Here is a 26,010-nt window from a genome sequence, read left to right as displayed (position 1 = left end):
TCAGGCCTCCGGGGCTTCGAACTTGGACGTGCGCTGCATGCCCGCGGCCCGGCCCTTGCCGGAGATGACGAGGGCCATCTTGCGGCTGGCCTCGTCGATCATCTCGTCGCCGAGCATCGCGGAGCCCTTCTTGCCGCCCGCCTCGGACGTGTAGAAGTCGTACGCGTCCAGGATCAGCTCGGCGTGGTCGAAGTCCTCCTGCGAGGGCGAGAAGATCTCGTTGGACGCCTCGACCTGGCCCGGGTGCAGCACCCACTTGCCGTCGAAACCGAGCGCGGCGGCACGGCCCGCGACCTCGCGGTAGCCCTCGACGTTGCGGATCTGCAGGTAGGGACCGTCGATCGCCTGGAGGTTGTTGGCGCGGGCGGCCATCAGGATCTTCATCAGGATGTAGTGGTAGGCGTCCGCCGGGTAGCCGGGCGGCTGCTCGCCCACGACCAGCGACTTCATGTTGATCGACGCCATGAAGTCGGCCGGGCCGAAGATGATCGTCTCGACGCGCTGGGAGGCCGTCGCGATCTCGTTGACGTTGTTCAGTCCCTGGGCGTTCTCGATCTGCGCCTCGATGCCGATCTTGCCGACCTCGAAGCCCATCGTCTTCTCGATCTGCGTCAGCAGGAGATCCAGGGCCACGATCTGCTGGGCGTCCTGGACCTTCGGCAGCATGATGCAGTCGAGGTTCGGGCCCGCGCCCTCGACCACCGTCACGACATCGCGGTACGTCCACTCGGTCGTCCAGTCGTTGACGCGCACGACCCGCGTCTTGCCCGTCCAGTCACCCTCGTTGAGGAACTTGACGATGGTGTGCCGCGCCTCGGGCTTGGCCAGCGGCGCGCACGCGTCCTCCAGGTCCAGGAAGACCTGGTCGGCCGGGAGGCCCTGCGCCTTCTCCAGGAAGCGGGGGTTGCTCCCGGGCACCGCGAGGCAGGAGCGGCGCGGACGCAGACGGTTGACGGGGCTGGTCATACGGGGACCTCCAGTGGGTCGAGCTTGTTCGCTTTCCGGATCTCGTCGACGATCCGGCCGATGATTCCGGTGATGTCGAAATCCTTCGGAGTGAAGACCGCGGCCACTCCCGCGGCCCGCAGGTCTTCGGCGTCACTGTTCGGGATGATGCCACCGGCGATCACCGGGATGTCTGTGGCACCGGCCACACGCAGCCGTTCCAGCACGTCAGGCACCAGTTGGGCGTGCGAGCCGGAGAGGATCGACAGGCCCACCGCGTGCACGTCCTCGGCGACGGCCGCGGTCACGATCTCCTCGGGGGTCAGCCGGATGCCCTGGTAGACCACCTCGAAGCCGGCGTCACGGGCCCGTACGGCGATCTGCTCGGCGCCGTTGGAGTGCCCGTCCAGGCCCGGCTTGCCCACCAGGAAGCGGAGCTTGCCGACGCCCATGTCCTTCGCGGTCAGCTCCACCTTTCGGCGGACCATCGCCATCGCCGTGCCCTCCTCGGCGGTCACCGCGACGGGCGCGGACGACACACCGGTGGGGGCACGGAACTCGCCGAACACCTCGCGCAGGGCACCGGCCCACTCGCCGGTCGTGACTCCGGCACGGGCGCACTCCAGGGTGGCCTCCATGAGGTTGCCGGTGCCCTTCGCGGCCTCCTTCAGCCGTTCCAGCGCCTTGCAGGGGCGCGGGTGGTTGAAGGGGGGCTGGTAGCGGGTGTCGCGCCAGTCCTTGAGGGCGGCGGTCACCCCGGCCTCGACCGCCGGGTCGACCGTCATGATCGCGGCGTCCAGGTCGGCGGTGAGCGGGTTCGGCTCGGTCGACTCGAAGATGTTGACGCCGACGATCTTCTCGTCACCGGACTCGATACGGGCCCGGCGCTCGGCGTGCGACGAGACGAGCTGAGACTTCAGATAGCCCGATTCGACGGCAGCCATCGCGCCGCCCATCTCCTGGATCCGGTCGATCTCGGCGAACGAGTCCTCGACCAGCTGGGCGACCTTGGCCTCGATGACGTGCGAGCCCTCGAAGATGTCCGCGTACTCCAGCAGGTCGCTCTCGTACGCGAGCACCTGTTGCATGCGCAGGGACCACTGCTGGTCCCAGGGCCTGGGCAGGCCCAACGCCTCGTTCCAGGCCGGGAGTTGGACGGCACGCGCGCGTGCGTCCTTCGAGAGGGTCACCGCCAGCATCTCCAGCACGATCCGCTGGATGTTGTTCTCCGGCTGGGCCTCGGTCAGACCGAGCGAGTTGACCTGGACCCCGTACCGGAAGCGGCGGTGCTTGGGGTTCTCGATGCCGTACCGCTCGCGCGTGATCCTGTCCCAGATGCGGCCGAACGCCCGCATCTTGCACATCTCCTCGACGAAGCGGACGCCCGCGTTCACGAAGAAGGAGATGCGCGCGACCACGTCCCCCTTCTGCTCCTCCGCGATCTGCCCGGACGCGAACACCGCGTCCAGGACGGCGATCGCGGTCGACATCGCGTACGCGATCTCCTGGACCGGGGTGGCTCCCGCCTCCTGCAGGTGGTAGCTGCAGATGTTGATCGGGTTCCACTTGGGGATGTTGTTGACCGTGTAGCAGATCATGTCCGTCGTCAGACGGAGCGAGGGCACCGGCGGGAAGACATGCGTCCCCCGCGACAGGTACTCCTTCACGATGTCGTTCTGGGTCGTGCCCTGGAGCCGGGTGATGTCGACGCCCTGCTCCTCGGCGACGACCTGGTAGAGCGCCAGCAGCCACATGGCGGTGGCGTTGATGGTCATCGAGGTGTTCATCTGGTCCAGGGGGATGTCCTGGAACAGCCGGCGCATGTCACCGAGGTGCGAGACGGGCACGCCCACCCGGCCGACCTCGCCGCGGGCGAGGATGTGGTCGGGGTCGTAGCCGGTCTGTGTCGGCAGGTCGAACGCGACCGACAGACCCGTCTGGCCCTTGGCGAGGTTGCGCCGGTACAGCTCGTTCGACGCCTCGGCCGTGGAGTGACCGGCGTAGGTGCGCATGAGCCACGGCCGGTCCCTTTCTTGCTTCGCCTGCGGCGTCTGGCGCTCAGTCATGGGGTGGCCCTCAGATGTTCCGGAAGCGGTTGATGGCGTCGACGTGCTGGGCGCGCTTCTCCTCGTCGCGCACGCCGAGGCCCTCGGTGGGCGCCAGCGCCAGGACTCCGACCTTGCCCTGATGGAGGTTGCGGTGCACGTCGTACGCGGCCTGCCCGGTCTCCTCCAGCGAGTACACCCGGGAGAGCGTCGGGTGGATCTTGCCCTTCGCGATGAGCCGGTTGGCCTCCCAGGCCTCGCGGTAGTTGGCGAAGTGTGAGCCGATGATCCGCTTCAGGGACATCCACAGGTACCGGTTGTCGTACTCGTGGTTGTAGCCCGAGGTCGAGGCGCAGGTGACGATCGTGCCGCCCTTGCGGGTGACGTAGACCGAGGCGCCGAAGGTCTCGCGGCCCGGGTGCTCGAAGACGATGTCGACGTCCTCGCCCCCGGTCAGCTCACGGATGCGCTTGCCGAAGCGCTTCCACTCCTTCGGATCCTGGTTGTGCTCGTCCTTCCAGAACCGGTAGTCCTCGGCGTTGCGGTCGATGATCGCCTCGGCGCCCATCGCACGGCAGATGTCCGCCTTCTGCGGGCTGCTCACCACACAGATGGGGTTGGCGCCGCCGGCGAGCGCGAACTGGGTGGCGTACGAGCCGAGTCCGCCGCTCGCGCCCCAGATGAGGACGTTGTCGCCCTGCTTCATGCCGGCGCCGTTGCGGGAGACCAGCTGCCTGTAGGCGGTGGAGTTCACCAGACCGGGTGCGGCGGCCTCCTCCCACGACAGGTGGTCGGGCTTGGGCATCAGCTGGTTGGACTTCACGAGCGCGATCTCGGCGAGGCCGCCGAAGTTCGTCTCGAAGCCCCAGATGCGCTGCTCGGGGTCGAGCATCGTGTCGTTGTGCCCGTCGCTGGACTCCAGCTCGACGGACAGGCAGTGCGCGACGACCTCGTCACCGGGCCGCCAGGCGTTCACGCCCGGACCGGTGCGCAGCACGACGCCCGCCAGGTCGGAACCGATGATGTGGTACGGCAGGTCGTGGCGCTTGGTGAGGTCGCTGAGCTTGCCGTAGCGCTCCAGGAACCCGAAGGTCGCCATGGGCTCGAAGATCGAGGTCCACACGGAGTTGTAGTTGACCGAGGAGGCCATCACGGCCACCAGGGCCTCGCCGGGGCCGAGTTCCGGCACCGGCACGTCGTCCAGGTGGATCGACTTGCGGGGGTCCTTGTCGCGGGTGGCGAGTCCGGTGAACATCTCCGTCTCGTCCTTGTGCACGGTGATCGCGCGGTACGACTCGGGGAGCGGCAGTGCGGCGAAGTCGGCGGACGTGGCGGTCCGCGACTGAATCGCGTCCAGGATTTCCTTCACGGTGGTGCCTCCGGCGATGAGCGTCTGAGGGGAACGCTGAGGGTTACGTCGGGGTGATTGCTGCTGGTGTGAGGCAGTGCCGTCGGTTCGGCGAGGGTGGTGCTCGGCAGCGCGTTGTGGCGCGGAAGGTTGCCTGTGACGCAGGCGTCCGGGCGCGCAGGCCATTGGCTTGCGGGGACAGCCGGCGTACGAAGGATCTCTGCACGCCGGCCGCCCGGACAACTTCAACGTATGGCACGCCGTGTCATCTAGCAAGGCACCGAGTGCCAACAATTTCTCTCACTTGTCATCTGCCGGTAACAGATGAGCGATGATCGATCAGAACGGCGGCGAAAACGGCAGCAAAAAAGGGGCAACGCCCTGGTGGGCGTGCCCCTTCAGAGGTCCGGAAAGGCCCCTACGACCGTTCCTTCAGTGCCTGCTCGATGGTGCGCATCACCTGGTGCAGCGGCGCGTCCACACGGGCCACGGTCACCAGCACCTCGCCCTCCACGGACGCGGCGGAGGAGGGCGGCGAGAGCGGCGCGGACTCCCGCCCCGCCCCGATCCCCGTACCGAAGGTCTTCCGGACGATCGCGAACGCGTGGTCCAGCTGGCTCTCGACGTCTCCCTGGCCGCCCGCCCGCAGCCACCGCCGCAGCACGTGGTTGTGGGCCGTGACCACGGCGGACGCGGCGACCTCGGCGAGCAGCGGGTCGTCGTTGGCGTCGTCGTCGTGGGCGTGCTCGTCGAAGTGGCCCAGCAGATAGCGCGTGAACAGCCGCTCGTACCGCGCCACGGACGCGATCTCCGCCTCCCGCAGGGTCGGTACCTCGCGGGTGAGCTTGTAGCGCGACACCGAGATCTCCGGCCTCGCCGCGTACATCTTCATGACTTCCTTGATGCCCCGGCACACCGTGTCGAGCGGATGCTCGTGCGCCGGCGCCGCGTTGAGCACCGCCTCGGCCCGGATCAACGTGTCGTCGTGGTCCGGGAAGATCGCCTCTTCCTTGGAGCGGAAGTGCCGGAAGAAGGTGCGCCGGGCGACCCCGGCCGCGGCCGCGATCTCGTCGACGGTCGTCGCCTCGTACCCCTTCGTCGCGAACAGCTCCATCGCGGCGGCCGCAAGTTCACGGCGCATCTTGAGCCGCTGCGCGGCCGCACGACTGCCCGCGGCGCTCTCGGGAGCGTCGGGCGTGGCTGGGGTACGGGAGGACTTGGCGGGCTGGGACATGCCCCGAACGTACTGCATGTACGCGGCGGACCGCTCATGAGCGGGTCTTTCCCCGACCGGGACCGGGACGGGGGCGGCGGCCGGATCGAGCAGCCCGCCCCAGTCCGCGGGGCCGTCCCCGGGCCGGAGGCCGGCCCGGAGGTCGCGTGGCTCAGCGCCGTGCATATTCGCGGAAGCCGCGGCCCGTCTTGCGGCCGAGGCAGCCCGCGGCCACCAGGTGCTCAAGGAGGGGCGCGGGGGCGAGGCCGGGGTCGCGGAACTCGCGGTGCAGGACCTTCTCGATGGCCAGCGAGACGTCCAGGCCGACCACGTCCAGGAGCTCGAAGGGACCCATCGGGTAGCCGCCCCCGAGCCTCATCGCGGCGTCGATGTCGTCGAGCGTCGCGTAGTGCTCCTCGACCATCTTGATCGCGTTGTTCAGGTACGGGAACAGCAGCGCGTTCACGATGAAACCGGCCCGGTCGCCGCAGTCCACCGGGTGCTTGCGGACCTTCGCGCAGACCTCGCGGACGGTGGCGTGCACGTCGTCGGCCGTCAGGACCGTGCGCACGACCTCGACCAGCTTCATCGCGGGGGCCGGGTTGAAGAAGTGCATGCCGATCACGTCCTGCGGCCGCGAGGTGGCGCGGGCGCAGGCCACGACGGGCAGCGACGAGGTCGTGGTGGCCAGGATCGCGCCCGGCTTGCAGACCTTGTCGAACACCGCGAACAGCTGCCGCTTGATCTCCAGGTCCTCGGCGACCGCCTCCAGGGCCAGATCGACGTCCGCGAAGGCGTCGTACGAGCCCGCCGGAGTGATCCTTCCCAGCGTCTCGGCGGCGGCCTCTGCGGTCATCCGGCCCTTGTCGACGGAGCGTGAGAGCGACTTGCCGATACGGGCCTTGGCGGTCTGCGCCTTCTCCTCGCTGCGGGCGGCGAGCACGACCTCGTACCCGGCCTTCGCGAAGACCTCCGCGATACCGGACGCCATGGTGCCGGAGCCCGCGACGCCGACCGAGCGCACGGTACGGCCGGGCACGAGCGAGGCGCCCTCCGCGGGAGTCAGCGCGTCCCGCACGACGGTCGCGCTGCCCGGGGCGTCGTAGGTGTAGAAGCCGCGCCCCGACTTGCGGCCGGTCAGGCCCGCCTCGCTGAGCTGCTTGAGGATGGGGGAGGGCGCGTGCAGCCGGTCGTGTGACTCGGCGTACATGGCCTCCAGGACCGTACGGGCGGTGTCGACGCCGATCAGGTCCAGCAGGGCCAGCGGGCCCATGGGCAGGCCGCAGCCCAGCTTCATCGCGGCGTCGATGTCCTCGCGGCTCGCGTACTTCGCCTCGTACATCGCGGCGGCCTGGTTGAGGTAGCCGAAGAGCAGTCCGTCGGCGACGAAGCCGGGGCGGTCGCCGACCGCGACGGGCTCCTTGCCGAGTTCGAGGGCGAGGTCCGTGACGGCGGCGACGGCGGCCGGCGCGGTCAGCACGGACGAGACCACCTCGACCAGCTTCATCGCCGGGGCCGGGTTGAAGAAGTGCAGGCCAAGCACCCGCTCGGGGCGGGCCGAGTCGGCGGCGAGGCGCGTGACGGACAGGGCGTTGGTGCCGGTCGCCAGGATCGTCTCCGGACGCACGATGCCGTCCAGCTCCCGGAAGATCTGGTGCTTGATGTCGTACGACTCCGGAGCCACCTCGATCACCAGGTCCGCGTCGGCCGCGGCACTCAGGTCCGTGGACGTGACGAAGCGGGCGAGGGCGTCGTCGCGCTCCTGCTCGGTGAGGCGTCCGCGCCGCACGGCACGGGCTGTCGAGGACTCCAGGGCGGCCGTGGCCTGCGTGGCGGCGGCCTCGCTGATGTCGATGCCCACGACCTCGCGGCCGGCCTTGGCCAGGATCTCGGCGATGCCGGTCCCCATTGTGCCGAGGCCGACGACGGCGACGGTCTTGAGCGGGGACGCGGAGAGCGACAGGGAAGGGTCGGACAGGGGAGTGGCCATCGCGGGACTCCAGGATGAGTGACGACTGAGGGACGCACCCGGATACGCCGACGGGCGCACACGGTGCGGAGGTTGCGGGTGATGCCGGGCGACGAAAGCGCACAGGCCCGGCGCCGTGAGTGGGCGAGAACGCAAGCCCACGAAACGGTGAGGAAGACCCGACCGGCCCTGTCCCGGAGCCGTGTCGTACTGAGGTACATGAAGTACCGAACCGACCAGCACCCGCGGCGGCTGCGTCACCAGGCCACCACGAGCAAGTCAGCGAGTGGGTAACTCGCTCGATTGAGCTTAACTCGTGGGTAACGAGCGCGCCAGTCCCCGGTGAATGTGACGTACGTCGCCGATAGGCTTCGGCGATATGGACGAAGAGTTGCGATCGCTCACCCAGCGCTTACGGCACGAGGCGGGCGCGGCCGCCTCGTACTCGTACGAACGGCTGGCCTCGACCGACGACCTCGACGAACTGGCAGACGTACTCATCGCACCCGAACAACGGCTCTGGGCAAGGGAGTTGGCCGCGTTCCGGCTCGGGCTCGCCGGGGACCGGCGGGCTTTCGAGGCACTCGTCCTGCTGCTCAACCACCGTGATCCGCAGCGCTGCGCGGCCGCCGCGCACGCCCTGGCCCGGCTCGGCGACCCGCGCACGGCCCGCGCGGCGGCCGCCCTGGCCACCAACGAACTGCGCGTCGCCTACGCGCTCCATCCGGTACGGCTCCTGGTCGAGCTGCGCGCCCCCGAGTCCGTACCCGCGCTGATCACGACGCTGGCCCGCAGGTTCCGCCCGCACGACCCGTACCGCCGTGTCGCCATCGCGTGCGTGGACGGCCTCGGCGCCCTGGGCGACGAACGGGCCCGCCCCGTCCTGAACGAGGCCCTCGCCCATCCGCCGCTGGCCCAGGCGGCGGCCGGCGCGCTGAAGAGGCTGCCGGCACAGCGCACGCCACGCGGATAGGCGTTGAGGGACGTGGACGGACATGAATGGGAATGGCTGGGCACGGCGGAGTGCCCTGTGAACAGAGGGATGCCGGGTGTCCCTGGAGAAGGCGGGGTCGCCGGGGGTTCGCCCGGCGGGAGACGGGCGACCGGCAGGCGGACGAACGTCGCGGGATCCGACCTGCCGTCATCTCCGCGCATCTGGCCCGGGTCCTGCTCCCCGGCGGCCCCAGTCCGCGGGGCCGCACTTTACGGGCCCGCACTTTTCGCACGATAGGCAGCGGGTGCGGGACCGGGCATCCCCCAATCGGGGCGAACGGCCCCCTCGGATGGGCTGATTCACCGTTCCACGTGCCGCTGTGTCATGCGGTCGGGCGCGGCAGGATGCCCAGGCGTGTCGCCGTGACCACGGCCTCCAGCTGGCTGTGGGCGCCCAGTTTCACCAGGACGCTCTTCACATGCCCGCGCACCGTGTGCCGGCTGAGCACGAGCCGGTCCGCGATCACCTTGAGACCGTGTCCCTGGGCGAGCAGGGCCAGCACCTCGTGCTCCCGGCGGGTCAGCCCGCTCCGCTCCCACTGCTGCTCGGGCAGCCGCGCCGCCAGCGTCGACTCCTCCACCAGGAGCTTGCCGTCGGCCGTGGTCCGGATCGCGGTGAGGATGTCCCCGAAAGCGCTGTGCTTGGCGAGGAAGGCCGAGGCGCCCGCCGCCACCGCCCGTGCCAGCTGGTCGGGGGTCGCGTCCGCGGTGAGGACGACCACCCGGGTGGAGGGATGAGCGGCCTTCAGCAGCCGGGTGCCCTCGATGCCGTCCCTGCCCGGCAGATGGATGTCCATGAGCACCACGGAGGGCGGCCGACGGGCCGCCTCCCGCAACGCCTCGTCGACCGTGCCCACCGCGTCGCCGCAATCCAGGTCGGGCTGCGCCGCGATGGCGATGGCCAGGGCGTCGGCCAGTGCGCGCTGGTCTTCGACCACGAGCACGCGGATCATCCCGGATCCTCCCCCTCCGGATGGCCGGCTCTCCCTGGCCGGTTGTGGCGATGCGCTTTCGAGCGTAGTGCCGTACGGGGTCGGCAGGACCCGGCCGTACTCGGAAATGTGTTCCCCGTGTCTGGCCCAACGGCGTTGTCACGGTCCAGAGTTGAGCCCGGAAGCGTGGTTCTTCGCCCCCGCCGCCCCTACCCGTCCCATCCCTGGGGGCTGCGCCCCCGGACCCCCGCTTGTCGGCCTGAACGGCCTCGTCCTCAAACGCCGGACGGGCTAATAGTCAGCCTCTCCGGCGTTTGAGGAGCGGGGGTTCGGGGGCGGAGCCCCTGAGTAAGGGACGATGGGGGTCCCCCCGCTCGAGCGAAGCCGAGAGTGGGGGAGGGTAGGGGCGGCGGGGGCGACATCAATGACTGACGACGGGCCGCGGAACCTCTACGAGGCCATGATGCTGGCCGCGCCGGACGGCATCGTCGCGGTGGACGCCGACGGCTGCGTCCGCGCCTGCAACCCGGCCGCGGCGACCCTTCTGGAGCGCCCCGCGGACGAACTGATCGGCTCCGTCCTCGGCTTCCCGCTGGTCCACGGCGAGGCCACCGAGGTCACGCTGGTCCTGCCCAACGGCCGCAGCAAGGTCGTCGAGATGCGGGTCACCCTGGCCCGCCTCGACGGCCGCCACCTGTACGTGGCCGCGCTGCGCGACGGAACCCGCCGACGGCAGGCGGACCACGTCCTCCAGTCCGCCCTGGAACACCAGAGCGTGGTCGTCGCCGTGGCCGCGCACCAACTGCACAACCCACTCGCCGCCCTGGGCGCCCTGGTGCACGTACTGAAGGAGCCGCCGCCCGGTCTGACGGACGAGGGACGGGCGGAGCTCGTCGAGCGGATCGCCGAGCGCACGGCCCGACTGCAGTCGCTCGTCCGCAAGCTGCTCACCGCCGCCCGCATCGACGGGGCGTGGCAGCAGGGGGTGCCGGAGGCGGTGGAGGTGCTGGACTTCCTCCTGGAACGGCTCGCCGAGTCCGCGGCCCGCGGCCGTGATCTGCGACTGGCCGTGCCGGCGCAGCTGGTGGCCCGCGTCGACCGGGTCGGCTTCGCCGAGATCTTCACCAACTACCTGGAGAACGCGCTCGCCTACGGCCGGGAGCCCGTGGAGATCACGGCGCGTGCCACCGGCGGACGCATCGAGCTGTCCGTCGCGGACCACGGTCCTGGTGTGCCCGAGTCCTTCGTCCCGCACCTCTTTGAGCGCTACCGCCGCGACCCCGCCACGGCGGCGGCCACCGAGGGCACCGGCCTCGGCCTGTGGATCGCCCGCAGCCTGGCCCGCGCGAACGGCGGCGACGCCTGGTACGAACCCGGCCGACCGAACGGCGCCGTGTTCTGCGTGAGCCTGCCCCAAGAACGCGACCCGGACGACGCGAGCCGCCCGACGTGACCCCTCCGACGCGAGCCCCAGGACGTGAGCCCCAGACATGAGTCCCAGTACGTGAACCTTCCTCAGGAGCCGCCCAGCTCAAGGGCGTAACGCACCTCCGGCACCTCGGTGCCCTCCACCTCGAAGGGCTCCTCCGTGCCGTCCGGTGCGAAACCGGCCTTCTCGTAGAAGCGGCGCGCGTTCGTGTTCTCCTGGAGCACCCACAGCAGCATCCGGCCGTGCCCCGCGGTCGTGCAGCGGGCGACGGACTCCCGAAGAAGGGCGCGGCCCACACCCCGCGCGAGCCGGTCGGGGTCCACGTAGATCGCGTACAACTCGGCCTCCGCGGTGCGGACTTCACCCTCCCGATACGGCCCGTGGCACGCCCAGCCGACGACGACGCCGTCCCACTCCGCGACCAGGTTCACCACGCCCTCGACGGCCTGCTCGAAGCGGGCCCGCAGCCGCCCGACGTCGTCCGCCGGATCGAGCCCGTCCAGGTACGCCTGCGGCATCATCCCCTTGTACGCCGTCTGCCAGCCGCGCACGCGGATCTCTGCCACGCGGGGACAGTCGGCCAGGACCATCTCGCGTACGCGAAGGGCAGGAGCGAGGGCGGGAGACGGGGAGCGGGGGCGTTCGTCCATGGCGGCACCCTAGGCGGCCGTGGGCTAGGGAGCCCGTGAATTCCGGCGGGCCTGCGGACGGGCCGCGGGCGACACCCGTGGCTCACTCGGGCAGCAGCGCGAACGCCTCGATCTCCATCAGGAACTCCGGGCCCACCAAGGCGGCGACCTGCACGGCCGAGGCGGCCGGGAGGCGGCCCGCGGACATGTGCTCGTCCCGGGCCGCGCGGACGGCCGGCATGAAGGCCATGTCCGTGACGAAGAAGGTCAGTTTGACCACGTCGTCGAATGTGGCCCCCGCCGAGGCCAGACAGCGCCGCAGATTCTCGAAGACCTGACGGGCCTGTGCCGCCGGATCGCCCTCCCCGACGAGCTTGCCGTCCTCGTCGAGCGCGAGCTGGCCCGAGACCGCCACGAAGCGGCCCGTGCCCATGACGACGTGGGTGTACGCGGTGGCGGGGGCGACCCCGTCGGGGGCGGAGATGCGTTTCAGTTCGGCCATGCATCCATCGTGCACCACGCCACTGACAACGCCCCCGACGGGCAGCCGCCGCTCACCTGCCGGGGCTCAGCCCCGGAATCCGAGCAGCCCGTGCAGCGTCGCGCCGCGCGACGAGCCCGAGGCCTTCTTGCTCAGCGGTGACGGGTCGGGCAGCGGCTTGCACACCGCGTCGACCTCACCGCCACTGCGCGGCACCCTGCCGTCGGCCAGATACGTGGCCAGGTGCTTGTCCAGGCAGGCGTTGCCGCTCAGCGTGACACCGTGGTTGCCGCCGCCCTGCTCGACCACCAGGCTGGAGTCGCCCAGCAGATGATGGACCATGACACCGCCCTCGTACGGGGTGGCCGCGTCGTTGGTCGCCTGGAACAGCAGCACCGGCGGCACCGAGTCGTTGGAGACGTCCACGGGCTCAAGGGAGTCCGTCGGCCAGAAGGCGCACGGCGCGTTGTACCAGGCGTTGCTCCAGGTCATGAAGGGCGCCTTCTCGTACACCTCCCAGTTGTCCTCGCGCCACTGCTCCCAGTCGCGCGGCCAGGACGCGTCACGGCACTGCACCGAGGTGTAGATGCTGTAGCTGTTGTCGCCCGCGGGGTCGACGGCACCGAAGTTCTCGTACGCCTCGACCAGCGGGTCGTCGTTCTTGTCGTTCACGAAGGCCGCGAACGCCTCGGCGAGATACGGCCAGTAGCCGTTGTAGTAGCCGCCGGGGACGAACGTGTCCTCCAGTTCGGAGGCGCCCACCGTCTTGTCCGCGGGCTTCTTCGCCAGCGCCGCCCTCATCGCGTACCACTTGGCCTCGATCTTCTCCGGATCGGTGCCGAGCTTGTAGGTCGCGTTGTGCTTGGCGACCCAGGCCATGAAGGCCCGGTGACGGTCGTTGAAGGCGTAGTCCTGCGCGAGGTTGTCCTCGTACCAGACCCCGGTGGGATCGACGATGGAGTCGAGCACCATGCGCCGTACGCGGTCCGGGTGGAGCTTCGCGTAGACGGCGCCGAGGTAGGTGCCGTACGAGTACCCGAAGTAGTTGATCTTCTTGGCGCCGAGGGCGTGCCGGATCGCGTCCATGTCCTGGACCGCGCTCACGGTGTCGAGGTACGGCAGCAACTTGCCGTACTTCGTGCCGCACGCCTTCGCGAAGGCCTTGACCCGGTCGAGGTTGGCCTTCTCCAGAGCGGGGGTGGTCGGCAGCGAGTCGGGGCGTACGGGCGTGAAGTGCCCCGGCCTGCAGTTCGGGGCGGGCTTGCTGGCGCCGACGCCGCGCGGGTCGAAGCCGATGACGTCGTACTGCGAGGCCACCGCCTTCGGCAGCGTGGACGCGACGAACCCGGCGAGCGTGAGACCGCTGCCGCCGGGGCCGCCCGGGTTCACCAGGAGCGGTCCCTGGGACTTCTTGGCGGTGTGCGGGACCCGCGACAGCGCGAGCGTGATGCGCTCGGCGCCCGGGTTCGTGTGGTCGAGCGGCACCTTCAGGGACGCGCACTGGAGCGTCGGATAGGAGGTGGTGCCGCACTTCTTCCAGGTGAGCTTCGCCTGGTCTGCGGAGAGCGTGGTGCGCGGTGCGGTCGCGGAGTCCGCGCTCGCGCCGGCCGGGATCGCGGTGACCAGTCCGGCCACCACGGCAGCGGCACCGCACAGAGCGACTGCGCGTCGGTTCACGATGAATCGCCTCGCATGGATGTTCCGGGCAGGGATTCTGGCCTGATCCTCGGGCCGGAGGTCCGGGGGTTGTCCCCCGGGGAGATGCAGCATCGGACCTCCCAGGACGGAGGGTGTGGGCCGTGTTCGCCACGGCCTTCGCCGTATCGTCCCGGGGTGGGCGCCCGGAAGAACCGATTCCGACAGGAGTTTGACCCGATCGGGCCGCGCGATGCGCCCGGATGCAGCTGAGAAGCGCTGGTCGGAGCGGGTGCCGATGTCGGTGTCGGTGTCGGTGTTGGTCAGAGAAGAGTGAGCTGGGTCGGCTCCGGGACGGCCGGTTCGGCGGGTGCCGGGATCCTGCGCGGCATCCCCGCGCGCGTGGGACCGATCCCGTACTCCTCGGCCAGTTCGTGGACCTGACGGGTGATCCGGCGCTGGTACCACTTCGGCGCGTAGGCGCCCTCCGCGTACAGCCGCTCGTAACGGCGCACCAGATACGGGTGGTGGTGTGCCAGCCAGCTCATGAACCACTCGCGCGCCCCCGGCCGCAGATGCAGCACGAGCGGCGTGACCGAGGTCGCGCCGGATGCCGCGATCGCCCGTACCGTCGCGCGGAGCTGGGACGGATCGTCGCCCAGGAAGGGGATCACCGGGGCCATCAGGACCCCGCAGTCGATGCCGTGCTCGCTCAGCGTGCGGACGGCGTCGAGGCGGCGCTCGGGGGCGGGAGTGCCCGGCTCCACGGTCCGCCACAGCTCGTGGTCGGTGAAGCCCACCGATACGGAGATCCCGACCTCGGTCACCGAGGCCGCCTGCTTCAGGAGGTCGAGGTCACGCAGGATCAGCGTGCCCTTGGTGAGGATCGAGAAGGGGTTCGCGTGGTCGCGCAGGGCCGCGATGATGCCGGGCATCAGCTGGTAGCGGCCCTCGGCGCGCTGGTAGCAGTCCACGTTCGTGCCCATCGCTATGTGATCGCCGAGCCAGCGCCGCGAGCCGAGATGCCGACGCAGCAGCTCGGGGGCGTTCACCTTCACCACGATCTGGCTGTCGAAGCCGAGGCCCGTGTCGAGGTCCAGATAGCTGTGGGTCTTGCGGGCGAAACAGTAGACACACGCGTGCGTGCACCCCCGATAGGGGTTGACCGTCCACTCGAAGGGCATGCGCGAGGCGCCCGGCACCCGGTTCACGATCGACTTGGCCCGGATCTCGTGGAACGTGATCCCACGGAACTCCGGGGTGTCGAACGTACGTGTGGTCACCGCGTCCGCGCCGAACAGCGCGGCGTCCCTCGGCAGGTTGCCGCCGGACTCCACTGTGAGGTTCTCCCAGCGCATGACGCCTCCTCGGTAGCACTGGACACAGAATAGAACACATGTTCCCTTGATCGTGCGAACTCACTTTCGACGGGCGTGGCGTCCGAGGCTCCGGGGCCTTGAGGGGACCCCGATTTGGGCGGCTCGGCCGCCTGATGGTTGGCTGAGCGCTGACCCCCGAGATCCCGAGTGCTGGAGGAACGCAATGGCGCAGGTCGAGGCCACCACTGAGCGAGTCGTAGCGGCTCAGCCCGACGACGTGTTCGACGCGCTGGCCGACTACACCGGCACGCGTCCGAAGGTCCTGAGCGAGCACTTCAGCGAGTACGAGGTGCGCGAGGGCGGCGACGGCGAGGGCAGCCTCGTCCACTGGAAGCTCCAGGCCACGAGCAAGCGCGTCCGCGACTGCCTGCTCGAAGTGAGCGAGCCCACCGACGGCGAACTCGTCGAGAAGGACCGCAACTCCTCGATGGTGACCACCTGGCGGGTCACCCCGGCCGGCGAGGGCAAGTCCCGGGTCGTCGTGACCTCGGTGTGGAACGGCGCGGGCGGCATCGGCGGCTTCTTCGAGAAGACCTTCGCGCCCAAGGGTCTCGGGCGGATCTACGACGAGGTGCTGGCGAAGCTCGCCACCGAGGTCGAGAAGTAGCTCTCGGGGCGGTCCCGGTGGGCGCGTGCACGCGCTCGGCCGGGCGATTCTCACGCTCACCGTTTCGAGTGGTTTTCGGTATGGCTCCGTCGTACGCCGTAGGGCTCCCACCGGCGGTTACGCCTGTTGAGCTCCACTGACGGGCGACTCGTCGCGCTTGCTCCCAGTTGTCGCGTAATGCGAGAAATGGGCCGCGCAGGCGCGACGAGGGGAGCAGCACGTGGGCGGGACGACTCTGGCGGCGAGCGAACGCGGCGTTTCGGCTCCGGTCCCCGACACACCCCAAGGACCGCCCGAACCACCGCAGTTCGAGGCGCTCAGCCCGGGCCGCGTGCGGATGGTGTTCGTCGCGCTGATGCTGGCGCTGCTGCTCGCCGCGCTGGAGCAGATGATCGTCGCCACCGCCCTCCCCAGGATCGTCGGGGAGTTGCACGGCCTGGACCGGATGTCCTGGGCCATCACCGCGTATCTGCTCACGGCCACCGTCGGGCTGCCCGTCTACGGCAAGCTCGGTGACCTCTACGGCCGCAAGGGCGTCTTCCAGTTCGCGATCGTCGTCTTCGTGATCGGCTCCGCGCTGGCCGGATGGTCGCGCACCATGGACCAGTTGATCGCCTTCCGCGCACTCCAGGGCGTCGGCGCCGGCGGACTCATGATCGGCGTGCAGGCGATCATCGCGGACATCGTGCCGCCCCGGGAACGCGGCCGCTTCATGGGCCTGATCGGCGCCGCCTTCGGCCTCGCGTCGGTCGCGGGACCGCTGCTCGGCGGCTACTTCACCGACCACCTCTCCTGGCGCTGGTGCTTCTACATCAACGTGCCCTTCGGCCTGGTCACGCTCGTCGTCGTCGCCGTCGTGCTCAAACTGCCGAAGCCGACCTCCCGGCGCCGCCTCGACGTCCTCGGCGCCCTGCTGCTCGCCGCCGCCTCCACCTGCCTGGTCCTGCTGACCAGTTGGGGCGGAACGGAGTACGCGTGGGACTCGCGCGTCATCCTCGGACTCGGCGCGGGAGCCGTCGCCGCGACGACCCTGTTCCTCGTCGTCGAGCACTTCGCGGTCGAACCCCTCATGCCCCTGCGGCTGTTCCGCGACGGGGTCTTCAACGTCACCGCCCTGGTGGGCGTGATCGTCGGGGTCGCCCTCTTCGGAGCGGCCAGCTATCTGCCCACGTACCTGCAGATGGTCGACGGCGCCACCGCCACCGAGTCCGGTCTGCTCATGCTCCCGATGATGGCCGGCATCGTCGGCGCCTCGGTCGTCTCGGGCCAACTCATCAGCCGCACCGGCCACTACAAGATCTACCCGATCCTCGGCGGCGCCCTGTCCGTACTCGGCATGTGGCTCCTGGCACGGCTCGAAGTCGGCACACCCCGGCTGCACTACAGCGTCTGGATGGCCGTACTCGGCGCCGGGATCGGCCTGGTCATGCCCGTACTGATCCTCGCCGTGCAGAACTCCGTGGAACCCCGCGACCTCGGCACCGCGACCAGCGCCAACAACTACTTCCGGCAGATCGGCGGCAGCGTGGGCGCCGCGGTCTTCGGCACCCTCTTCGCCGACCGGCTCGCCGACTCCCTCGCCGAACGGCTGCCCGCCGGGGCCGGCCTGCCCGACCCCGAGTCCATCACCCCGCAGCTCGTCCACGCACTGCCCGCCGAGCTGCGCGACGGCTACATCGCGGCCTACGCCGACGCCATGCCGCGGATCTTCCTCTACCTCGTGCCGGTGCTCGTCCTGGGCCTGCTCGTCGCCTTCTTCCTCAAGGAGAAACCGCTGGTGTCCCACCACACCCCTGCCGCCCCCGAGACCACCGCGACTTTCAACTCCTCGGTCCCGCAGGCGCTCCCCCACCCTCCGGGCGGGGGGACCCCCATCTCGCTTCGCTCGACATACGCCGCCGGGGTGCCCGTCTGCGGCACCGTCCAGCACCCCGACGGAACCGTCGTGCCCCGCGCCGCGCTCACCCTCATCGACGTCGCGGGACAGCAGATCGGACGGGGCGCGAGCGGGGACGACGGACGGTACGCGCTATCGACGCCCGGCGCGGGGTCGTACGTCCTCATCGCCGCGGCCGGCGGGCACCAGCCGCAGGCCGTCAGCGTCACCGTCGGGGAGCGGCCGGTCGAGCTGGACGTCGTCCTCGGGGGCGCCGGACGGCTGGCGGGGAGCGTGGTGACGGCGGACGGGACGCCCGTACGGGACGCGACCGTCACGCTCACGAACGTGCACGGTGAGGTGGTCGCCACGACACGCAGTGGGCGTGAAGGGGGTTACGTCATCACGGAGTTGGTGGCCGGGGAGTACACGCTGGCCGCGAGTGCGCCGGCCTTTCGGCCCGCCGCCCTGCCGGTGAGCGTGCAGGCCGCGCGGGAGACTCGCCAGGATGTCGAGCTCGCCGGTGGGGCGGTGCTCCGGGGGACCGTGCGGGCCAGTGGGGGGCGGCCCGTCGAGGACGCACGGGTGACGCTGCTGGACGCCGCGGGGAATGTGGTGGACACGTTGACCACCGGGGGTGACGGAACGTTCCGGTTCGTTGATCTTTCCTCGGGGGAGTACACGGTGATCGCCGCGGGGTATCCGCCGGTGGCTACCGTTTTGCAGGTGGCCGGGGGTGGGCGGACCGAGCGGGATCTGCAGTTGGGGCACGAGGATTGAGGGTTGTGCGTCGGCCACGGGCCGGTGGGGGCTGGGCGCGCAGTTCCCCGCGCCCCCGGAAAGAGCCCCTGTCGGGGCGCGGGTGTGCGCCGGAGTTATTTCCCTCAATGCCACACATGGCAACCAGGCGCGGACGTACCGTGGTTGTGGCGGTACAGATCTTGCGGACCGTGGGGAGAGAGGGCCTGGGCCATGGACCGTGGCACCGAGAGGGGCACAGCTCACGGCCGTGCGGGCGGTAACGGGGTCGCGGCGGGCCGGATTCCGTTGGCCGTGGTGGTCGTCGACCGCGAAGGTCTGGTCTCGCACTGGAGCCGGGGCGCCCGGCGGCTGTTCGGGGCCGTCAAGGACGAGGCGGTGGGACGGCCCGCCGTCGATCTGCTGCCCGTGTCCGGTGCCCTGCCCGATGACGACGAGGTCGCCCCCTACGGCGCGTACTCGCCGTACGACGGCCTCGGACCCGACCTGGAGTCGTCCCTCGACGGACGGCTCTCCTATCCGGCGGCGGGGCGCGCGCGGTTGTCGGCGCCCGACAGCGACCGGATCGACGTGCTGTGGTGGGCGTATCCGCTGGTGGGGCCGGGCCCCGAGCGGCTGCTCGTGCTCGCCGCCGACGCGGGCGGGCTGCGCCACGAGGACACCGGCGCGGGGTCGGCCGTGGAGCGCATCGCGCCCGGGTTCGCGCTGCACACCGACTTCCCCGGCGCCGAGGAACTGGCCCGCAGGCTGCCCGAGATCCTCCCCAGCATGAGTGTCGGGGAGAGCGCCCGCATCGTCGCCCAGGTTCTCGAACTGGGTTATCCCGTCCTGGAGTTCAGCCAGAACGACCGTGTGCCCGTCACCCCCGACTGGGGCGTGCCCCGGCGCGCCGAGCGCAAGGCGCGCCAGGAGAGGGCGGCCGCTGCCGCCGCGACAGGCGCACCCCTGCCGCAGGACGAACCCGACGAGGGCGAGGACCTCGAATACTCCGCGGTCCGCGAGCGCCTGGAATTCCTCAACGAGGTCAGCGGGCGGATCGGCACCTCCCTCGACCTGTCCCGCACCATCGTCGAGGTCAGCCGGGCCGTGGTCCCGCGCTTCACCGACGTGGCCGGGACCTATCTCCGCGAACAGGTCGTCGCGGGTGAGGGCTTCCCCGAGGGCGTGCCCGACACGACCACCATGTGGCACCGGGTCGCCGTGGAGCACACCGACGAGCCGGGCCGCTGGGACGACGTCGTGCCCGTCGGCGAGGCCATGCCGTTCCCGGCACACACCCCGTTCTTCCAGTGCATGACCACCGGCGACCCCGTCCTGGTGCCCCGCATCAGCGAGCAGATGGGGCACATGATCGCCGCGCAGTTCGAGAAGCGCGACATCCGGCCCCTCATCACGGGCCGCTCCATGCTGGTCGTGCCCCTCAAGGCCCGCAACGTGGTCCTCGGCTTCATGATCCTGCTGCGCCACCCCGAGCGCGTCGAGTTCAACGACATGGACCGCGTCACGGGCGCCGAACTCGCCGCCCGCGCCGGGCTCGTACTCGACAACGCCCGGATGTACACGTACCAGGAGAGCGTCGCCGAGACCCTCCAGGACAGCATGCTGCCGCACATCGCGCCGCGCATGGCGGGCTGCGACATCGCGACCCGCTATCTGCCGGGCACGCTGCTGGGGCGGGTCGGCGGCGACTGGTTCGACTCGGTCAAACTGCCCGGGTCACGGACCGCGCTCGTCGTCGGCGACGTGATGGGTCACGGGCTCAACTCGGCCGCGATGATGGGCCAGTTGCGCACCGCCGTACAGACCATGGCGGCCCTCGACCTGCCGCCCGCCCAACTCCTGCGCAACCTCGACGACTTGGCGCAGCGCCTCGGCGAGCACTACCTCGCGACCTGCCTGTACGCGGTGTACGACCCCATCGAGAGCGAGCTGCAGATAGCCAACGCGGGCCATATCCCACCGGTGTTGGTCCGCGCCGAGGACGGCCGCAGCGATCTGCTCGACCTGCCCACGGGTGCGCCCATCGGCGTCGGCGGGGTGCCCTTCGAGTCCGTAGGAGTCCGGGTGGCGCCCGGCGACCGGCTCGTGATGTGCACCGACGGCCTGGTCGAGGTCCGCGGTGAGGACATCGGTGTCGGACTCGCCACGCTCTGCGAGTCCGCCGCGCACCCGGCCGCCTCCATGGACGACGCCTGCGACACCATCATCCGCGCCCTCAACACCCGCGGCGGACGCAAGGACGACGTGGCGCTCCTGATGGCCCGGCTCAACGGCATCGAACCCGAGGACGTCGCCCGGTGGCGGATCGGCCACGACCGGAAGGAGGTCGGCAGGGCGCGTGCCGTGGTCCGCGAACAGCTTCATGTGTGGGGACTGAACTCCCTTGTCGACCCGACCGAGTTGATGGTCAGCGAGCTCGTCACCAACGCCGTACGCCACTCCCACAGCCGGCCCATCGAGCTGCGGCTCGTCCGGGGCGAGACGCTGCTGTGCGAGGTGGACGACGACGACCACACCCTGCCGACGCTGCTCAGCGCGCGCCCGCTCGACGAGTTCGGGCGCGGGATGCGTGTCGTCAGCACGCTGGCGCGGGAGTGGGGGACCAGCCGGACGAGCTCCGGCAAGACGGTGTGGTTCGAGCTGACCTTGCCTCGCCGTTAGCTCTGTCGGTCTGTCGGTCCTGCCCCGCTGCCGGGTCCTGGAGAGTGCCGGTTTCTGGGGAGTGAGGGGCACGAGGGGCGCACATCGGCGTGCGGCTGTCGAATGAGCCGTGAAGGTGTGCGCCGCGTGCTTGTCGCTTCACTCCGGGCGCGATAAACCGGACTGCCCGTCACTTTTCGGCGGTCCGTGGTCGCGTCCTGGGGAGCTTTCATGAGTGTGACGACTCGGTACAGAGAGGCCTGGGAGGGCTTCTGGCGTGAGGCTCCCGGCGAGCAGGGGGCCGTCTTCTGGGACGCCGAGCCCGCGGTCACGGTCGGGATCCACCTCGCGCTGTTCGAACCGCACCTGACGGCCCCCGGCCTGCCTCTCGTGGACCTGGGGTGCGGCAACGGGACCCAGACGCGGTTCCTCGCCGACCGCTATCCGCATGTCATCGGTGCCGATCTGTCGGCTGCCGCCCTCGATCACGCCCGGCTCGCGGACCCGGCGGGGCAGGCCTCCTACCGGCTGTTCGACGCGGCCGAGAAGGTCGAGGCGGAGACGCTCCACGCGGAGCTCGGTGACGCGAACGTGTATATGCGGGGTGTTCTGCATCAGTGCGAGCCGGATGATCGGCAGCCGTTGGTTGATGGGCTTGCCGCCCTTGTGGGTGACCGGGGGCGGGCCTTCGTCGTGGAGCTTGCGGAGGCGGCGGGGGTGATCCTGCGGGGGATTGCGCAGGGGCCGGGCGGGCCGCCGGCCAAGCTGGCGCCCGTGTTCCGGCATGGGATCGCGCCGGGGGAGGTGGCTGATGCCGCTGTGCCCGAGTATCTGCGGGCTGCTGGGCTTGTCGTTCTGGCGAGTGGGGAGCTGCCGCTTGTGACGACGGAGTCTCTGGCGGACGGTACGCGGATCGAGTTGCCGTCGAAGTGGGTTGTGGTGGGGCGGGGCTGATCGACGGGGGTTGTGGGTCGGCTGCGGGCGCGTGGGGGCTGGTCGCGCAGTTCCCCGCGCCCCTGACGGGGCGCAGGTTGCCGCACGCCTGAAGGGGCGCCGGTGATCGCAGCATCGCGGCGCGCTGGATGCAAGCCGGCGCACCCTTGGCCCGTACAGAGGTATGTGACATAGTACTAGCGTGACCAAGTCGCTGACCTGCGATGTTGTGGTCGTCGGGGCCGGGATGGTCGGGGCGGCCTGTGCTTTGTACGCGGTTCGGGCGGGGCTGAGTGTCGTTCTGGTGGACCGGGGGCCGGTGGCCGGGGGCACGACCGGGGCGGGGGAGGGGAACCTGCTCGTCTCGGACAAGGAACCGGGGCCCGAGCTCGAACTCGCCCTGCTGTCAGGGCGGTTGTGGGCCGATCTTGCCGCCGAGGCCGGAGTGGCCGGGGCCGTCGAGTACGAGGCCAAGGGCGGGGTCGTCGTGGCGTCCGCGCCTGAAGGGCTCGTCGCGCTGGAACGGTTCGCCGTCGGGCAGCGCTCTGCCGGTGTCGAGGCCGTGTCCGTCGACGCCGGTGAACTCCATGAGCTGGAGCCCTGCTTGGCTGAGGGGCTCGCGGGCGGGGTCCTCTATCCGCAGGACGCCCAGGTGATGCCGACACTGGCCGCCGCCCATCTCGTACGGCTCGCCCGCGCCGCCGGTGCCTCGCTGCGGACCGGCTGGACGGTCACGGAGGTGCTGCGCACGGCGGCGGGAGCGGTGAATGGAGTCCGTACATCGCATGGTGACATCCACGCGCCCGCCGTCGTCAACGCCGCCGGGACCTGGGGCGGGGAACTGGCCGCGCTGGCCGGGGTGTCCCTGCCCGTGCTGCCCCGGCGCGGATTCGTCCTGGTCACCGAGCCGCTGCCCCGCCGGGTGCGGCACAAGGTGTACGCCGCCGACTACGTGGCCGACGTGGCCAGTGACTCGGCCGCGCTGCAGACCTCCCCGGTGGTCGAGGGCACGGCGGCGGGACCGGTACTGATCGGGGCCAGCCGGGAACGGGTCGGCTTCGACCGCTCCTTCTCGCTGCCCGTCGCCCGGGCGCTCGCGGCGGGGGCGACCCGGCTGTTCCCCTTCCTGGCGGAGGTCAGGGCCATGCGCGCCTACCTCGGGTTCCGTCCGTACATGCCCGACCATCTGCCCGCGATCGGGCCGGACGCGCGTGTGCCCGGGCTCTTCCACGCCTGCGGGCACGAGGGCGCGGGCATCGGACTCGCCACCGGGACGGGCCACTTGATCGCGCAGGTGCTGGCGGAGAAGGCCCCCGATCTGGACCTCGCGTCGTTCCGCCCCGACCGCTTTCCGGATCCGGTGACCCAGGAGGCTCCGTGACGCCCCGCACTCCGCTCGACCTGGTCGACGCCCGGCCCGGGCCCGCCTTCACCGTCACCTTCGACGGCCGGGAGATCACCGTCCTGCCCGGTCAGACGGTCGCCGCCGCGCTCTGGTCGGCGGGCATCACGTCCTGGCGTACAACACGGGGGAGCGGCGAGCCGCGCGGTGTCTTCTGCGGCATCGGGGTGTGCTTCGACTGCCTGGTGAGCGTCAACGGGCGGGTGAACCAACGGGCTTGTCTGGTCCGGGCCGAGGCCGGGGACGTGATCCGCACACAGGAAGGGACCGGTCACCATGACTGAACGACGCCGCCTCGCGGTGATCGGCGCCGGCCCCGCCGGGCTCACGGCCGCCCTCGCCGCCGCTGCTCGCGGTGTGCGGGTGACCTTGGTCGACTCCGCCCCGCAGGCGGGCGGGCAGTTCTACCGCCAGACCGCCCCGGGGCTCGGGGCCCGCCGTCCGCAAGCACTGCACCACCAGTGGCGTACCTGGGAACGGCTTCGTGACGGACTCGCGGCGCACATCGACGCAGGACGTGTCACTCACCTGACGGATCATCATGTGTGGTTCGTGGAGCGGCAGTCCGGCACCGCCACTGCCGATGACACCGCCAAAGGCTCCTTCACCGTCCACGCTCTGCTCGGTCCCGAGCAGGAGGAGCCCGTCACCGTTCACGCGGACGCCGTGCTGCTCGCCACCGGTGGGTACGAGAAGGTGCTTCCCTTTCCCGGCTGGACCCTCCCCGGAGTGGTCACCGCGGGCGGGGCGCAGGCCATGCTCAAGGGCGGGCTCGTGCTGCCGGGGCGTACCGCCGTGGTGGCGGGGACCGGGCCGTTGCTGCTGCCCGTGGCCGTCGGGCTCGCCTCGGCCGGGGCGAGGGTCGCGGCCCTCGTGGAGTCCGCCGATCCCAGGAACCTCGCCCGGCAGGCCCGCGTGCTCGGGGCCCATCCCGCGAAACTCGCCGAAGGCGCCCGGTTCGCGGCCGAGTTGGCACGCCATCGCGTCGGAACCCGGTTCCGCAGCACGGTCGTCGCCGCGCACGGCACCGGCCGGCTCGAAGCCGTCACCGTCGCCTCGCTCGACGGTGACGGACGGGTCCGGCCGGGAACCGGGCGGCGCGTCCCCTGCGACACCCTCGCCGTCGGCCACGGCATGCTCCCGCACACCGACCTCGCCGAAGCGCTCGGCTGCCGTCTCGACGGGGTCGATGTCGCCGTGGACGACGAACAGCGCACCGACGTGCCCGGTGTCTGGGCCGCCGGCGAGACCACGGGGATCGGCGGCGCGGTGCTCGCGTCGGCCGAGGGCAGGATCGCCGGACTGTCCATCGCGGCGCGACTCGACTCCCGTACTCCCGAGAGGAGTTCGTACGTCTCGGCCGCCAAGACGCGTGCCGGGCTGCGGGAGTTCTTCGCCGCCGTCGACACGGTCTTTGTCCCGCCCGCCCATTGGACCGAGCAGGTCACCGACGACACCGTCGTGTGCCGGTGCGAGGAGGTGCCCGCCTCCGCGATCCGGGAGGCCGTCGACGAGCTCGGCGCCGGGGACGTACGCACCGTGAAACTGCTCACCAGGGCCGGGATGGGCTGGTGCCAGGGGCGGATGTGCGGCCCGGCGGTCGCGGGGCTCGCGCGCTGTCCGGAGGCACCCTCCCGACGGCCGTTCGCCCGGCCGGTGCCCCTCGGCGTGCTCGCTCGCGAGCCCGGCGAACCCTCATGACACGTCACCCTCCACCGAAAGCCCTCGACCGAACCCCTCCACCGAAAACTCTCTGCCGAGAACCCTCTGCCGAATCCGAAATCCCTCTACCGAATCCGGATGGGACCCTCATGACCGACGACAACGTCACCGACAACCGGCCCTGGCGCGGCGTCCTCGTCGCCACCGCCCTCCCGCTGAACGACGACCTCTCCGTCAACCTCGACAAGTACGCGGAGCACTGCACGTGGCTCGTCGAGAACGGCTGCGACGGGGTCGTGCCGAACGGCTCGCTCGGTGAGTACCAGGTGCTCACCCCGGAGGAGCGGGCCAAGGTCGTCGAGACCGCGGTGGCCGCGATCGGCGGGCGGCGCGTGATGCCGGGCGTGGCCGCGTACGGATCCGCCGAGGCCCGCCGCTGGGCCGAGCAGGCACGCGACGCCGGCTGCGCCTCCGTGATGCTGCTGCCCCCGAACGCCTACCGCGCCGACGAGCGCTCGGTCCTCGCCCACTACGCGGAGGTCGCGAAGGCGGGTGTGCCGATCGTCGCGTACAACAACCCCATCGACACCAAGGTCGACCTCGTGCCCGAGCTGCTGGCGAAGCTGCACGGCGAGGGGTACATCCACGGGGTCAAGGAGTTCTCCGGTGATGTACGACGTGCCTACCGGATCGCCGAACTGGCCCCGGAACTCGACCTGTTGATCGGCGCCGACGACGTGCTGCTGGAACTGGCGGTCGCGGGGGCCAAGGGCTGGGTGGCTGGTTACCCGAACGCTCTGCCCGCCGCGTCCGTCGCGCTGTACCGCGCCGCCGTCGCCGGAGACCTGGACACCGCGGGCAAGCTCTACCGCCAGCTGCACCCCTTGCTGCGCTGGGACTCGAAGACCGAGTTCGTGCAGGCCATCAAGTTGTCGATGGACATCGTGGGGCGGCACGGCGGTCCCGTACGGGCGCCGCGTGTGCCGCTCCTTCCCGAGCAGGAGCAGGCCGTGCGCGAGGCCACCGAACGGGCCGTCGCCGCCGGGCTCGCCTGAGCCCGTCCCACCACCTCGCCCGTCCCACCACCTCGGCGACACCGGGCGGCGCGGCACGGCCCGGCGGTACACCGGCGA

At 70.7% G+C, this 26,010-nt stretch carries 20 protein-coding genes; 10 read left to right on the top strand and 10 right to left on the bottom strand.

Annotated features, from left to right (window positions below):
* The 5 genes from JEQ17_RS10580 to JEQ17_RS10560 form a co-directional block, all read right to left on the bottom strand.
* Window positions 1–966, bottom strand: coding sequence for an HpcH/HpaI aldolase/citrate lyase family protein (locus JEQ17_RS10580; RefSeq protein ID WP_200395001.1), 966 nt, complete (start codon window positions 964–966; stop codon window positions 1–3).
* Window positions 963–3,011: a protein meaA gene (locus tag JEQ17_RS10575; RefSeq protein WP_200395000.1), complete on the bottom strand. Its 2,049-nt coding sequence runs from the start codon at window positions 3,009–3,011 to the stop codon at window positions 963–965. Before JEQ17_RS10575 ends, JEQ17_RS10580 begins: the two co-directional genes overlap by 4 nt.
* A 10-nt stretch (window positions 3,012–3,021) precedes the next feature.
* Window positions 3,022–4,359, bottom strand: a complete 1,338-nt coding sequence (gene ccrA, locus JEQ17_RS10570; RefSeq protein ID WP_143640985.1) for a crotonyl-CoA carboxylase/reductase — start codon at window positions 4,357–4,359, stop codon at window positions 3,022–3,024.
* A 397-nt stretch (window positions 4,360–4,756) separates the two neighbouring features.
* Window positions 4,757–5,572: a TetR family transcriptional regulator gene (locus JEQ17_RS10565; protein ID WP_200394999.1), complete on the bottom strand. Its 816-nt coding sequence runs from the start codon at window positions 5,570–5,572 to the stop codon at window positions 4,757–4,759.
* A 151-nt stretch (window positions 5,573–5,723) separates the two neighbouring features.
* Window positions 5,724–7,541, bottom strand: coding sequence for a 3-hydroxyacyl-CoA dehydrogenase family protein (locus tag JEQ17_RS10560; protein ID WP_200394998.1), 1,818 nt, complete (start codon window positions 7,539–7,541; stop codon window positions 5,724–5,726).
* A gap of 358 nt (window positions 7,542–7,899) precedes the next feature.
* Here JEQ17_RS10560 and JEQ17_RS10555 point away from each other — a divergent pair, with 358 nt between their 5' ends.
* Window positions 7,900–8,493: an adenylosuccinate lyase gene (locus JEQ17_RS10555; protein WP_200394997.1), complete on the top strand. Its 594-nt coding sequence runs from the start codon at window positions 7,900–7,902 to the stop codon at window positions 8,491–8,493.
* Between the two features lie 343 nt (window positions 8,494–8,836).
* Here the strand turns inward: JEQ17_RS10555 and JEQ17_RS10550 are convergent, their stop codons facing one another.
* On the bottom strand, window positions 8,837–9,466 hold the full coding sequence (locus tag JEQ17_RS10550) for a response regulator transcription factor (protein WP_200394996.1): 630 nt from the start codon (window positions 9,464–9,466) through the stop codon (window positions 8,837–8,839).
* A gap of 403 nt (window positions 9,467–9,869) precedes the next feature.
* On the opposite strand from JEQ17_RS10550, the gene JEQ17_RS10545 reads away from it, so the two are divergent.
* Window positions 9,870–10,898 carry a sensor histidine kinase gene (locus tag JEQ17_RS10545; RefSeq protein ID WP_200394995.1) on the top strand — a complete coding sequence of 343 codons (1,029 nt, stop codon included), beginning with the start codon at window positions 9,870–9,872 and terminating at the stop codon, window positions 10,896–10,898.
* Between the two features lie 62 nt (window positions 10,899–10,960).
* Here the strand turns inward: JEQ17_RS10545 and JEQ17_RS10540 are convergent, their stop codons facing one another.
* The 4 genes from JEQ17_RS10540 to JEQ17_RS10525 form a co-directional block, all read right to left on the bottom strand.
* Window positions 10,961–11,524, bottom strand: coding sequence for a GNAT family N-acetyltransferase (locus JEQ17_RS10540; protein WP_234048145.1), 564 nt, complete (start codon window positions 11,522–11,524; stop codon window positions 10,961–10,963).
* 82 nt (window positions 11,525–11,606) lie between these two features.
* Entirely contained in the window at window positions 11,607–12,005 is a 399-nt protein-coding gene (locus tag JEQ17_RS10535) for a RidA family protein (protein WP_200394994.1), read from the bottom strand.
* Between the two features lie 66 nt (window positions 12,006–12,071).
* On the bottom strand, window positions 12,072–13,754 hold the full coding sequence (locus JEQ17_RS10530; protein WP_407700044.1) for an alpha/beta hydrolase: 1,683 nt from the start codon (window positions 13,752–13,754) through the stop codon (window positions 12,072–12,074).
* Between the two features lie 188 nt (window positions 13,755–13,942).
* On the bottom strand, window positions 13,943–14,977 hold the full coding sequence (locus JEQ17_RS10525; protein WP_200394992.1) for an Rv2578c family radical SAM protein: 1,035 nt from the start codon (window positions 14,975–14,977) through the stop codon (window positions 13,943–13,945).
* A gap of 184 nt (window positions 14,978–15,161) precedes the next feature.
* On the opposite strand from JEQ17_RS10525, the gene JEQ17_RS10520 reads away from it, so the two are divergent.
* The 8 genes from JEQ17_RS10520 (at window position 15,162) to JEQ17_RS10485 (ending at window position 25,932) form a co-directional block, all read left to right on the top strand.
* The gene (locus JEQ17_RS10520) at window positions 15,162–15,605 is read left to right on the top strand and encodes an SRPBCC family protein (RefSeq protein ID WP_189840899.1); all 444 of its coding nucleotides are present in this window, start codon (window positions 15,162–15,164) and stop codon (window positions 15,603–15,605) included.
* 220 nt (window positions 15,606–15,825) lie between these two features.
* Window positions 15,826–18,261: an MFS transporter gene (locus JEQ17_RS10515; protein ID WP_200394991.1), complete on the top strand. Its 2,436-nt coding sequence runs from the start codon at window positions 15,826–15,828 to the stop codon at window positions 18,259–18,261.
* Window positions 18,262–18,453: 192 nt separating this feature from the next.
* The gene (locus JEQ17_RS10510; protein ID WP_200394990.1) at window positions 18,454–20,901 is read left to right on the top strand and encodes an ATP-binding SpoIIE family protein phosphatase; all 2,448 of its coding nucleotides are present in this window, start codon (window positions 18,454–18,456) and stop codon (window positions 20,899–20,901) included.
* A 210-nt stretch (window positions 20,902–21,111) separates the two neighbouring features.
* A complete protein-coding gene (locus JEQ17_RS10505; protein ID WP_200394989.1) occupies window positions 21,112–21,834 on the top strand; it encodes a class I SAM-dependent methyltransferase in 723 nt (240 codons plus the stop codon).
* Window positions 21,835–22,015: 181 nt separating this feature from the next.
* A complete protein-coding gene (locus JEQ17_RS10500; protein ID WP_200394988.1) occupies window positions 22,016–23,194 on the top strand; it encodes an NAD(P)/FAD-dependent oxidoreductase in 1,179 nt (392 codons plus the stop codon).
* Window positions 23,191–23,499, top strand: coding sequence for a (2Fe-2S)-binding protein (locus JEQ17_RS10495; RefSeq protein ID WP_200394987.1), 309 nt, complete (start codon window positions 23,191–23,193; stop codon window positions 23,497–23,499). The genes JEQ17_RS10500 and JEQ17_RS10495 overlap by 4 nt, the downstream gene beginning before the upstream one ends.
* Complete coding sequence (locus JEQ17_RS50470) at window positions 23,492–24,916, top strand: FAD/NAD(P)-dependent oxidoreductase (protein ID WP_200394986.1); 1,425 nt, start codon at window positions 23,492–23,494, stop codon at window positions 24,914–24,916. The genes JEQ17_RS10495 and JEQ17_RS50470 overlap by 8 nt, the downstream gene beginning before the upstream one ends.
* A 110-nt stretch (window positions 24,917–25,026) precedes the next feature.
* The gene (locus tag JEQ17_RS10485; RefSeq protein ID WP_200394985.1) at window positions 25,027–25,932 is read left to right on the top strand and encodes a dihydrodipicolinate synthase family protein; all 906 of its coding nucleotides are present in this window, start codon (window positions 25,027–25,029) and stop codon (window positions 25,930–25,932) included.
* The last annotated feature ends 78 nt before the right edge of the window (window positions 25,933–26,010 follow it).

Source organism: Streptomyces liliifuscus, from assembly GCF_016598615.1.
Taxonomy (GTDB): Bacteria; Actinomycetota; Actinomycetes; order Streptomycetales; family Streptomycetaceae; genus Streptomyces; species Streptomyces liliifuscus.
The sequence above is the reverse complement of the archived record's forward strand: the minus strand, read 5'-3'. Positions and strand labels throughout refer to the sequence as shown.

What these genes read in the sequence shown, in the direction of transcription:
- JEQ17_RS10580 (WP_200395001.1), bottom strand. Translation starts at nt 966, where the DNA reads ATGACCAGCCCCGTCAACCGTCTGCGTCCGCGCCGCTCCTGCCTCGCG.
- JEQ17_RS10575 (WP_200395000.1), bottom strand. Translation starts at nt 3,011, where the DNA reads ATGACTGAGCGCCAGACGCCGCAGGCGAAGCAAGAAAGGGACCGGCCG.
- JEQ17_RS10565 (WP_200394999.1), bottom strand. Translation starts at nt 5,572, where the DNA reads ATGTCCCAGCCCGCCAAGTCCTCCCGTACCCCAGCCACGCCCGACGCT.
- JEQ17_RS10560 (WP_200394998.1), bottom strand. Translation starts at nt 7,541, where the DNA reads ATGGCCACTCCCCTGTCCGACCCTTCCCTGTCGCTCTCCGCGTCCCCG.
- JEQ17_RS10555 (WP_200394997.1), top strand. Translation starts at nt 7,900, where the DNA reads ATGGACGAAGAGTTGCGATCGCTCACCCAGCGCTTACGGCACGAGGCG.
- JEQ17_RS10550 (WP_200394996.1), bottom strand. Translation starts at nt 9,466, where the DNA reads ATGATCCGCGTGCTCGTGGTCGAAGACCAGCGCGCACTGGCCGACGCC.
- JEQ17_RS10545 (WP_200394995.1), top strand. Translation starts at nt 9,870, where the DNA reads ATGACTGACGACGGGCCGCGGAACCTCTACGAGGCCATGATGCTGGCC.
- JEQ17_RS10540 (WP_234048145.1), bottom strand. Translation starts at nt 11,524, where the DNA reads ATGGACGAACGCCCCCGCTCCCCGTCTCCCGCCCTCGCTCCTGCCCTT.
- JEQ17_RS10535 (WP_200394994.1), bottom strand. Translation starts at nt 12,005, where the DNA reads ATGGCCGAACTGAAACGCATCTCCGCCCCCGACGGGGTCGCCCCCGCC.
- JEQ17_RS10530 (WP_407700044.1), bottom strand. Translation starts at nt 13,754, where the DNA reads ATGCTGCATCTCCCCGGGGGACAACCCCCGGACCTCCGGCCCGAGGAT.
- JEQ17_RS10525 (WP_200394992.1), bottom strand. Translation starts at nt 14,977, where the DNA reads ATGCGCTGGGAGAACCTCACAGTGGAGTCCGGCGGCAACCTGCCGAGG.
- JEQ17_RS10520 (WP_189840899.1), top strand. Translation starts at nt 15,162, where the DNA reads ATGGCGCAGGTCGAGGCCACCACTGAGCGAGTCGTAGCGGCTCAGCCC.
- JEQ17_RS10510 (WP_200394990.1), top strand. Translation starts at nt 18,454, where the DNA reads ATGGACCGTGGCACCGAGAGGGGCACAGCTCACGGCCGTGCGGGCGGT.
- JEQ17_RS10505 (WP_200394989.1), top strand. Translation starts at nt 21,112, where the DNA reads ATGAGTGTGACGACTCGGTACAGAGAGGCCTGGGAGGGCTTCTGGCGT.
- JEQ17_RS50470 (WP_200394986.1), top strand. Translation starts at nt 23,492, where the DNA reads ATGACTGAACGACGCCGCCTCGCGGTGATCGGCGCCGGCCCCGCCGGG.
- JEQ17_RS10485 (WP_200394985.1), top strand. Translation starts at nt 25,027, where the DNA reads ATGACCGACGACAACGTCACCGACAACCGGCCCTGGCGCGGCGTCCTC.